Annotated in this window: 7 protein-coding genes and 1 other RNA gene; 5 read left to right on the forward strand and 3 right to left on the reverse strand. The window is 37.6% G+C overall.

The window, feature by feature from the left end:
• Window positions 1–19 precede the first annotated feature (19 nt).
• From OO184_RS24520 to mazF, 5 genes are all read left to right on the forward strand, one after another.
• A non-coding RNA gene (locus OO184_RS24520) (RtT sRNA) lies at window positions 20–143 on the forward strand.
• Between the two features lie 80 nt (window positions 144–223).
• Entirely contained in the window at window positions 224–502 is a 279-nt protein-coding gene (locus OO184_RS24525) for a type II toxin-antitoxin system RelE/ParE family toxin (RefSeq protein ID WP_265381405.1), read from the forward strand.
• On the forward strand, window positions 502–804 hold the full coding sequence (locus OO184_RS24530) for a HigA family addiction module antitoxin (RefSeq protein WP_265381406.1): 303 nt from the start codon (window positions 502–504) through the stop codon (window positions 802–804). Before OO184_RS24525 ends, OO184_RS24530 begins: the two co-directional genes overlap by 1 nt.
• 189 nt (window positions 805–993) lie before the next feature.
• Window positions 994–1,215, forward strand: a complete 222-nt coding sequence (locus OO184_RS24535) for an AbrB/MazE/SpoVT family DNA-binding domain-containing protein (RefSeq protein ID WP_265381407.1) — start codon at window positions 994–996, stop codon at window positions 1,213–1,215.
• The gene (mazF, locus tag OO184_RS24540; protein WP_265381408.1) at window positions 1,216–1,548 is read left to right on the forward strand and encodes an endoribonuclease MazF; all 333 of its coding nucleotides are present in this window, start codon (window positions 1,216–1,218) and stop codon (window positions 1,546–1,548) included.
• Between the two features lie 36 nt (window positions 1,549–1,584).
• Here mazF and OO184_RS24545 read toward each other — a convergent pair whose 3' ends face one another.
• From OO184_RS24545 to luxE, 3 genes are all read right to left on the reverse strand, one after another.
• On the reverse strand, window positions 1,585–1,782 hold the full coding sequence (locus OO184_RS24545) for a hypothetical protein (RefSeq protein WP_265381409.1): 198 nt from the start codon (window positions 1,780–1,782) through the stop codon (window positions 1,585–1,587).
• A gap of 672 nt (window positions 1,783–2,454) precedes the next feature.
• Window positions 2,455–3,036: an HI_1492 family protein gene (locus tag OO184_RS24550; protein WP_049581804.1), complete on the reverse strand. Its 582-nt coding sequence runs from the start codon at window positions 3,034–3,036 to the stop codon at window positions 2,455–2,457.
• Between the two features lie 170 nt (window positions 3,037–3,206).
• A partial coding sequence (luxE, locus tag OO184_RS24555) for a long-chain-fatty-acid--protein ligase LuxE (RefSeq protein WP_265381410.1) occupies window positions 3,207–4,376 on the reverse strand: 1,170 nt, incomplete at its 5' end.

Consider the following 4,376-nt stretch of genomic DNA (forward strand, 5'->3'; position numbering starts at 1 on the left):
TGGGCTTTTTTACTTGTATATACCCCCGATGCAGGGAGGGTCGAGAACCCTCGACTAGGGTTCGACAAAACGGCCTGCCGTTTTGGAGCGCCAACGGCGGCCCGTAGGGTGAGCGCAGCGAATCCATCCCTCCCTCACCGTCACACCTTAGTTCAAATGATGTTGCGTAACAAGGAACACTTTGCTATAAGATTTCTTGTAGCGCAACACGGAGCGATAAGGAATGATAAAGAGTTTCAAGCATAAAGGACTGCGCCAATTTTTTGAAAAAGGTGTTTCTGTTGGAATTAACCTTCAACATGCAAACAAACTCCGCCAACGACTCGCTGTTATTAACGAAGCTGAGGATATAGGGGAAATCAATCTTCCCGGATACAATCTACATCCTTTAACGGGAAACAGACAAGGACAGTGGGCAATTACCATTTCAGGAAATTGGCGTGTAACATTCGAATTTATCGATGGTGATGCGTACATCGTTAACTACGAGGATTATCACTAATGAAAATGTTTAACCCGCCTCACCCAGGCGAAATTATTGCTGACTCTTTGGAAGAACTCGGTTTAGGCATTCGTGATCTAGCGCGAGCATTGAATGTTGCTCCATCTACAGCTCAACGTCTAGTGTCGTGTAAAGCAGCAGTCACACCAGAGATGGCAATAAAACTATCAAAAGTACTTGGTAGCTCCCCACGGTTGTGGCTAAAACTGCAAGAAACTTATAGCCTTGATAAAGCAGAAAAGACAGTTGATATTTCCAAACTGACTCCGTTATTTAAACCTGTCCATTTATCTCATCCCTAAAAATCAACAACCTGAGTTCAGGTTTACTGAACTGCACCCCAAATATTAGACACCAAGTCATACATAGGGGTGCAATTTTTTGGATGTTCGTTAGAACTCAAATTAGCCTCTATTCACTATCATAGGACTGGATGGATTAACCTCTAACTTATGGAGAGAATAAATCATGTCTCAGGCGACGATTAAAAAGTGGAGAAATGGCCCATCAGTAAGGATGCCATAGCTGTTATAAAAATGGCGTCTTTAAGTGTTGATGACATCGTCAATATTTCTGTAGAAGATGGAAAAGTATTAATTGTTCCTGTCAAAGCAAAAGAATATAACCTTGATGCATTATTGGCTGGCGTAAAAGATGAAAATATTCATGCTGAGGTAGATTTCGACGCACCAGTAGGAAAGGAAATATTATAAGTGATTAATCGCTATATTCCTGATATGGGAGATATTATTTGGCTTGATTTTGACTCGCAAACGGGGCGTGAACATGCCGGACATCGCCCCGCTCTTGTACTAAGCCCTGCGACTTATAACGGTCAAATAGGGTTGATGCTATGTTGCCCTATGACAACGAAAATGAAAGATTATCCTTTTGAGGTTGTAATTAGTAGAAACCCCGACAGTGTTGTGCTTTCCGATCAAGTAAAAAGCCTTGACTGGAGGAAATGTAACGCCATCAAGAAAGGTAAAGTTTCTGATGATGTTTTAGCCGAGGTCAGAGCAAAAGCCAAAACATTAATAGGGTAAATACTCACAAGCTCAGTTCAAAATAGGTACGGGACTTTAATTCTTCTCGACTAAAAACAAAATGGTACGCTTCGTAACATTTTGTTTTATATTTATGAGGACATTATCTTTACGCCAATATTCATCATGCCAATATTCGTCAAAGTATTTTTCAAAACCCATACTTTCAACATACTTTATTAACTCTGCTTTACTATTCGAATTCACATTTGAGAAAACAATTTTATTAGTCATTGTTGGTGTTCCATCAGGCTAATCATAATATATGACATAATCATCTGAAACTAAGGGGATATTTTTAATTTCCTCAAAGGTAAACATATTATAATAGATAAAATTCACTTTCGTATATGAAAAATTAACATTTGCAAGCGACATAATAAAAATCAAAGTACATCCAATGAGAATAGATATCACAACGATTATACGTATAAAACTACTCAATCGAAATCCCAGCATATTCCACATCTAAATTAATTCCAGTCTGTTCGCTAATATGAATTATATCATGACTTGTTTTTATACCCTATGGATTTCAAGATTCTTTACTTACTATTCCTAACTTCTCCGTGTAAGCCAGTCTTCCTTATTCTATATCAAACCTTGTAGTCATTATAACTCCTGTAATTTATTAAGGCACTGTTTTCTACCTATCATACTTTATTTCTGAACCAGTTATTTTTTCTTCTCAATTATTGAGAATCTGATCAAGTTGGGGTTAGTTCATAAATACCCGGCCTTTTTACTTGTATATACCCCCAATGCCGGGAAGATCGAAAACCCTAGAACAGGGTTCGACAAAACAGCAATATATTTACCTCGAAAGCATTAGGCAAAAGATATTAACTACAAAATGTTGGAGACTAAACAGATATAAAAAACCACCCGAAGGTGGCTATTGTCGTCTCAAACATCTTCATCCAGTTTTTCACGATCTAATTCCAGTAATTCTTGGAATTCTTTTAATCCCTTTAATTCTTGGATTTTTTCTCCGAAATCTGGGAGCGTATAAACATCTGGACTCGTATAAATCAGTTGACTGGTTTCTATGCCTTCTTTGCCACATATTATATGTATATCAACTAATACCGTATTATTATCATAACCTATAGACATAGTTCCATTGTATTTTAGCGCGTTCTCAAATTCTTCTTTTGATGGATACGATGATCCATCTCCGTACTTTTTCGTTAACGATTTGCTTACTGGCTTCACAAGTCTGCCAATATTAATCTCTAATCTTTTAAATTTTCCATTTAAAAAAAATGCCATTGCTTCACGCTTTTTGTTAGCAAACGAAAAGTCAGAACATGAATAAAGTGATACTTCTTCTATTCGAGAATCTCCCTCAAACTTTTCAAAATCACATAACCTCTTCGAAAGAAACTCTTCTTCTGTCATGCCAAACTTTGCATCTTTATACCCATCAACTGCCATTGCACCAAAGCTAATCATTCCCAATGCAAGCATAACTGCCAATTTTTTCATGTTATCTCCTTTTGCTTTGAGCCAATGATAACAATGAAAACAGTGTTAAACCAACCCCACAAACTTCTATCAAGCACCCAAATGTGGATGTTTTGGAGAATTTTGTAAAGTGTAGATGTCATTCAGATTTATATAACGCAAGCATTCCACTTACAATTAGGCAAAGGATATCAACTATCAAATGCTTCGGTTAAGCTTAAAGCACACCCTTTCTGCGTCCTCGTATTGACGCGACGTAAAATTTCAACGAGCACGCCGGGATACTTACCATATTCTCTGCTAATTATCCCGACATCATCGGTGACAATAAATGCAGGATAACTGGTTGCTGACGCATCCATATAACTCATCAACCCCGGCGTTCCATCAGGTACAGGTTTCAACGTTTCAGGATCAAGCGCTCGCGCATCTACCCACGGTGGAACATGTTTACGTTGCATCTCATCCTCAAAGAAACAAGTGTTGAGTTCAACTTGATTAAATATATCTCGGATCTGACTAATATCACTGAGGTTGAAAGTGTCAAATAAAAGATGATTGAAATCATCGCGTTTCAGGGATTCTTTTTCGTAACTTTTCCAGCCGCCTCCCGTTATAATATAAAGGTTTTTATCCCCAGAAAATGAGATATTTTTATCTTTCATATAATGGCAGAGTAAATAGATAAAGTATGGCGAACCGATAAGACAAATATCTTTCCCTTGATTCTTTATTCGTTCAAGGCTATTCAATGTTTTAACGAAATCTATTCGTTCTTCTGTTACGGTAAATGTCGTGGGATATAGCAACTCTACCAAGCTCATAACATATTTAAACCAAATGTTATGAGCATTAAATCTATCCGGCCCCAAGTTGACCAATTCCATTTGATGATCAAACCAATTACCAACATATTTCATGCCATAACTCACAGAGCCTAAGAGTCTCTCAATACTTAGTCTGTCACGTGCGACCTGACTTTTTAAACCATTCGTGCCGCTACTGGTAAACCAACTTTCAATCTGGTTTTCCTGAGAAGTTAATAAGCGAGTAAACTTAAAAACGGATGTTGGGAATACAGGTATGTCATCAATTTCCGTAATATTGTCATCTACTTTGTGTGCCTGACAGTAGTGACGATATTCTCGACAATGTTTATAATGATGACGAAATGCATCAAGCACGAGTTTCTTTCTGATTTTTTCCTGCTCGTCGTAAGACCAAACTAATGGATCGCTCGAAAAAATCAAATCATCAATTTCTGAGCTTGCTGTAATTTCTTGTTTATCAACATATGAAGTCATACCTGTTTTACTCCTCAAGATAATATTAGAAAGTATGGCAGCACTGCCGTCATACTC

The organism is Photorhabdus aballayi (genome assembly GCF_026153155.1).
Taxonomy (GTDB): Bacteria; Pseudomonadota; Gammaproteobacteria; order Enterobacterales; family Enterobacteriaceae; genus Photorhabdus; species Photorhabdus luminescens.

What these genes read in the sequence shown, in the direction of transcription:
- OO184_RS24550 (WP_049581804.1), bottom strand. Translation starts at nt 3,036, where the DNA reads ATGAAAAAATTGGCAGTTATGCTTGCATTGGGAATGATTAGCTTTGGT.
- OO184_RS24530 (WP_265381406.1), top strand. Translation starts at nt 502, where the DNA reads ATGAAAATGTTTAACCCGCCTCACCCAGGCGAAATTATTGCTGACTCT.
- OO184_RS24545 (WP_265381409.1), bottom strand. Translation starts at nt 1,782, where the DNA reads ATGACTAATAAAATTGTTTTCTCAAATGTGAATTCGAATAGTAAAGCA.
- OO184_RS24525 (WP_265381405.1), top strand. Translation starts at nt 224, where the DNA reads ATGATAAAGAGTTTCAAGCATAAAGGACTGCGCCAATTTTTTGAAAAA.